This is a genomic window from Dietzia sp. CW19, assembly GCF_014145265.1.
GTDB lineage: Bacteria > Actinomycetota > Actinomycetes > Mycobacteriales > Mycobacteriaceae > Dietzia > Dietzia natronolimnaea.
On the sequence record NZ_JAALEE010000420.1, the window covers coordinates 1 to 5,229 of the forward strand.

At 71.9% G+C, this 5,229-nt stretch carries 6 protein-coding genes; 5 read left to right on the forward strand and 1 reads right to left on the reverse strand.

What is annotated here, in order from left to right:
* From G6021_RS12440 to G6021_RS12460, 5 genes are all read left to right on the forward strand, one after another.
* Positions 1-395, forward strand: a 395-nt coding sequence (locus tag G6021_RS12440) for a trehalose-phosphatase (protein ID WP_277817946.1), incomplete at its 5' end; no start/stop codon positions are given.
* 91 nt (positions 396-486) lie between these two features.
* Positions 487-1,593: a zinc ABC transporter substrate-binding protein gene (locus G6021_RS12445; RefSeq protein ID WP_182641422.1), complete on the forward strand. Its 1,107-nt coding sequence runs from the start codon at positions 487-489 to the stop codon at positions 1,591-1,593.
* Positions 1,580-2,464, forward strand: coding sequence for a metal ABC transporter ATP-binding protein (locus G6021_RS12450; RefSeq protein ID WP_179524509.1), 885 nt, complete (start codon positions 1,580-1,582; stop codon positions 2,462-2,464). The genes G6021_RS12445 and G6021_RS12450 overlap by 14 nt, the downstream gene beginning before the upstream one ends.
* Positions 2,464-3,312 carry a metal ABC transporter permease gene (locus tag G6021_RS12455; RefSeq protein ID WP_179524508.1) on the forward strand — a complete coding sequence of 283 codons (849 nt, stop codon included), beginning with the start codon at positions 2,464-2,466 and terminating at the stop codon, positions 3,310-3,312. The genes G6021_RS12450 and G6021_RS12455 overlap by 1 nt, the downstream gene beginning before the upstream one ends.
* Before the next feature lie 34 nt (positions 3,313-3,346).
* Positions 3,347-4,324 (forward strand): aminoglycoside phosphotransferase family protein, encoded by a 978-nt coding sequence (locus G6021_RS12460; RefSeq protein ID WP_259843795.1) that lies wholly within the window; start codon positions 3,347-3,349, stop codon positions 4,322-4,324.
* Between the two features lie 19 nt (positions 4,325-4,343).
* Here the strand turns inward: G6021_RS12460 and rlmB are convergent.
* On the reverse strand, positions 4,344-5,229 hold an 886-nt coding region (gene rlmB / locus G6021_RS12465; protein ID WP_182641423.1), incomplete at its 5' end, for a 23S rRNA (guanosine(2251)-2'-O)-methyltransferase RlmB.

Here is a 5,229-nt window from a genome sequence, read left to right on the forward strand (position 1 = left end):
CCCCCGGCGCCCACGTCGAGCCCAAGCCCACGGCCGCCGTCCTGCACGTCCGCCCGGTCGAGGACCCGGCTCTGCGCCAACGGGCGATGGCCGAGGCGATGGCCGGCCCCGCCGCCCTCGACGGCGTGTTCGTGACCGAGGGCAAGAACGTCGTGGAGATCGCGGTCCGCGAGGCGAGCAAGGGCGCGGCGATCGAGAGGCTGGTCGAGCAGACCGGGGCGGAGATCGCGATCTTCATCGGCGACGACGTGACCGACGAGCGGGGTTTCGCGCGCCTGCGCGACGGGGATGTCGGGATCAAGGTCGGGGACGGCCGGACTCTCGCCACACACCGCGTGGCCGACATCCCCGCGGTGGTGGGGCTACTCTCCCGGCTCGCCGAACTGCGGGGCTGACCTCCGGGCCACCCCGCGGTTGACCCCGTCGGCGAGGATCAACATACACTTAACGACAACGGTTCCCATTGCTACGAGAGCGGTCTTCGCCATGTCGTCATCCAGCCTGTCCCGCACCCCCCTGCCAGCCCGGGCCGCGGCGATCGCCGCCGCCGCGCTCCTCGGAGGAGCCGTCCTGACCGCCTGCGGGTCGGAGGACGGTTCCGGCGAGGGCGCCACGGCCACCGGACCGACCGTCGTGGCCTCCACGAGCGTCTACGCCGACATCGCCGAGCAGGTGGCCGGGGACAACGCGACAGTGGAGGCCGTGATCTCCGACCCGGCCGCCGACCCGCACTCCTACGAGGCGAGCCCGGCCGACGCGGCAGCGGTCAGCGGCGCGGACCTCGTGGTCTACAACGGCGCCGGGTACGACTCCTTCGTGGACCGGGCCCTCGAGAACGCCGCGGACGTCCCCGTGGTCCGGGCGGTCGACGAGTACGAACGCGTCACCGGCGAGTCGATCGCCGAGCACTCCCACGGTGACGACCACGGTGCGGACGACCACGGGCACGACGACGATCACGGTGCCGAGGGCGATCACGGTGCCGAGGACGGTCACGACGGCCACGGATCGGACGACGATCACGACGGCCACGACCACGCGTCCGACACCAACGAGCACGTCTGGTTCAGTCTGCCCACCGCGGCCGCCGTGGCCGAGCGGGTGGCCGAGGAGCTGGCGGCGATCGACGAGGAGAACGCCGAGGAGTACCGCGAGAACGCCGACCGGTTCGCCGACTCCCTCGCCCCCCTCGAGGCCGAGCTCGACGCGATCCACGACCGCGGGCACTTCCCCTACGCCCAGACCGAGCGGGTCGGCGCCCACCTGTTCGACGCCGCCCACATGGTCGACCTGACGCCGCGCGGATTCCTGGCCTCGATCGAGGACGACACCGACCCGTCCGCGGCCGACCTCTCCGCCATGCTCGACCTGATGGGCGAGCGGGAGGTCGCGTTCCTCGCGTTCAACACCCAGACCGAGACCACCGTGACCGCCCGCGTCCGTGACGCCGCCGAGTCGGCGGACGTCGCCGTCGTCGACCTCACCGAGACCCTCCCCGAGGGCATGGACTACACCACGTGGATGACGGGGATCGTCAACTCGCTGTCCTCGGCCCTCGACGGTGCGACCCCGGTCGCCGATGGTGGACACTGACCAGGTGACATCTCACTTCCGCGGCGAACCCGGCCCCGGGACGGTCGTCTCCCTGGAGTCGGTGACGGTCTCGCGCGGCGGGCGCACCCTCATCCGCGATCTCGACCTCGAGGTGGCCGCCGGGGAGTTCGTCGCCGTGCTCGGCCCCAACGGAGCCGGCAAGACGACCCTGCTCAAGGTGCTCCTCGGCGAGCTGGCACCCGATTCCGGCACCGTGCTGGTGGACGGCCGCGCCCCCGGCGACCGCGGAACCCACCTGGGGTACGTGCCCCAGCAGAAGGCGTTCGACCCCGGGATCACCCTGCGAGGACGCGACCTGGTCGGACTCGGGATCGACGGGACCCGCTGGGGTCCGGGGTGGCCGTCCCGGCGCGGCGAGAAGCGTCGGGTGGTCGACGCCGCGCTGGACCGCCTGGGGGCCGGGCAGCTGGCGGACAAGCCGCTCGGTCGCATGTCCGGAGGCGAGCAGCAACGCGTCCGGGTGGCCCAGGCCATCGCGTGCGACCCGTGCGTCATGCTCTGCGACGAGCCGCTGCTGAGCCTGGACCTCACCGGCCAGCGCACCGTCGCCTCGGTACTCGACCACCGCCGTCGTCACCACGGCACCGCGGTCCTCTTCGTCACCCACGAGATCAACCCGGTCCTGCCGATGGTCGACCGGATCGTCTACCTCGTGGACGGGCGCCACCGCATCGGCACCCCGGAGGAGGTGTTCACCACCGAGGTCATGTCCGACCTCTACTCCTCGCCCGTCGAGGTGTTGCGGGTCCGCGGCCAGATCATCGTGGTGGGCGACACCCAGCACCTGTGCGCCGAACCCTGGTCCACCGGCCACCACCATCACGACGACACCCACCCCGGAGCGCACTGATGGACCGCCTGCTCGAGATCGCCGGGACGATCGCCGACACCGAGGTGACCGCGCACCTGCTCCGCCAGGACTTCGTGCTCTACGGACTGGTCGCGATCGCGCTGCTCGGCCTGCTGGCCGGGGCGATCGGGCCGTTCATCGTGATGCGGCAGATGTCGTTCTCCGTGCACGGCGCCAGCGAACTCGCCCTCACCGGCGCCGCCGCCGCACTGCTGTTCGGCCTCAACCTGGGCCTGGGTGCGATCCTCGGATCCGTGGTGGCCGCGCTGATCTTCGGACTCATGGGCGCCCGCGCCTCCCAGCGCGACAGTTCGATCGGCGTGGTCATGGCGTTCGGCCTCGGCATGGCCGTGCTGTTCATCCACCTCTACCCCGGCCGGTCGGGGACCAGCTTCTCCCTGCTGACCGGGCAGATCGTGGGCGTGTCGGAGCACGGCGTGGTCCAGATGGCGGTGGTCGCGGCGATCATCTGCGTCACGTTGATCGCGCTCTACCGTCCGCTGGTCTTCTCCTCCGCGGACCCCGAGGTCGCCGAGGCGCGGGGGGTTCCCGTGCGCGCGATCAACCTGGTCTTCGCGGTACTGGTGGGCCTCGCGGCCGCCCAGGCCGTCCAGGTGGTGGGGGCGCTGCTCGTGCTCTCGCTGCTCATCACCCCTGCCGCCGCCGCGGCCGCCGTCACCTCGAGCCCCGGGCGTGCGATCGCCCTGACCATCCTGTTCGCCCAGATCGCCGCGGTCGGTGGGATGCTGCTCTCGCTCGCGCCCGGGGTGCCCGTCTCGGTGTTCGTCACCACCATCTCCTTCGTCATCTACCTGGCGTGCCGGGCGGTCGCGGCACTCCGGAGCTGAGCACCGACCGGCCCGCGTGACTACCGTCGGACGGGTGCCCATCGACCCCGACCCCCCTGCCGAGCGACCCGCCGGACCCCCGGCCGAGCCCCCGGCCGAGCGCAGCGCTGAGCTCGACGCGATCCGCGCCGCGTTCCCGACCCTCGCCTGGGACTCGGCGTCGTGGATCGACGAGGGCTGGGACCACGTGGTGGTGCTGTGCCGCGGGTGCCGCGGGGCCGACTCCCTCGGGCACCGGGAGCTGGTGTTCCGGTTCCCGACGGACGAGCAGGCGCTCGCCCAGCTCCCGCAGGAGATCGCCGTCCTCGACCACCTGTCCCCCGGTGTCGACGCCGCGATCCCCCGGTACACACACGTTCCGTCGGGCGGCGGCTTCGCCGGGTATCCGCTGGTGGGTGGGGACAGGCTGACCCCCGAGCTACTCCGCGGTCTGCCCACGACGGACAGGACGTCGGTGGCCGGGCAGCTCGGTGCCCTGCTGGCGGCGCTGCACGCGGCCGACACCTCCACCCCGCCGCTGGACCGGGTCCCGGACTCGTACCAACCCGAGAACCTGGACTTCGTGCGGGGGATCGTGGCCCACGACCTCCCTGCGGTGTTCACCGAGGACGAGATGCGGACCGCGCGGGAGATCTGTGACGAGGTCGCCGCGCTCCAGTCCACCCTGCTGCCCAGGGTCTTCCTGCACAACGACGTCTACGTCCGTCACCTGTACTGGGATCGGCGGACGTCCCCGGGCCGGCTGGGGCTCATCGACTTCACCGACATGTGTCTCGGCGACCCGGCGGTCGACTTCGCCGAGCTGTACGAGTACGGCCCGGGCTTCGTCGACGAGGTGCTCGCGCGCTACGTCGGTCGGATCGACTCGACCTTCCTCGACCGGGCGTGGACCTACCAACGGTTCGCCGGGCTCTACATGGTCGTCGGGCACCTGTACTACGGCGAGGAGACGTGGGAGTACGCACGGGCGACGTTCGATCGTTGTCGATCGCCCCGCCGCCCGCCGGGCTGAACGGGAACCGAGGGGCCCGTCAGCCCTTCACGCGACGCTGGCGGGCGAACTCGGACAGCACCACGCCGGCGGCGACCGAGGCGTTGAGGCTCTCCACCCCTCCGGAGATCGGGATCGAGAGGATCGAGTCGCAGTTCTCGCGCACCAGCCGTGAGAGACCCTTACCCTCGGAGCCCACCACGACGACCGTGGGGCCGGTGCCGTCGTAGGTGTCCAGGGTGGTGTCGCCGTCGGCGTCCAGACCCACGAGCTGCACCCCGGCCTTGGCCCAGTCCAGAAGCGTGCGGTTGAGGTTGGTCGCGCGCGCGACCGGCAGCCGGGCGGCGGCACCGGCCGAGGCGCGCCACGCGACGGCCGTGATGGACGCACTGCGCCGCTCCGGGATGAGGACGCCGTGTCCGCCGAACGCGGCGACCGAACGGATGACCGCGCCGAGGTTGCGGGTGTCGGTGATGTTGTCCAGGGCCACGAGCAGCGCGGGTTCGGATGCTCCCATCGCGATGTCGAGCAGGTCCTTGGGATCGGTGTACTGGTACGGCGGCACCTGGAGCCCGATCCCCTGGTGCATCCCGTTCGACACCATGCGGTCGAGGTCCGTGCGCGGCACCTCGAGAATCGAGATGCCCTTGTTGGCGGCCAGGTGGACGGCCTCGGTCAGTCGCTCGTCGGCGTCCGAGCCGACCGCGACGTACAGCGCGGTCGCGGGCACGCCGGCCCGGAGGCACTCCACCACCGGGTTGCGGCCCACCACGTACTCCGGACCATCGGCCTGCTTCTCGGCGTACCGGCGCCGCTGCTGCGTGGTCTCCGCCTTCCGCGAGGCGGCCTTGGCCTTGCGGTGCGCGGAGTGGTACGTGCGGTCCTCGGCCTTGGGCGTGGCGCCGCGGGCCTCGAGGCCCCGCCGA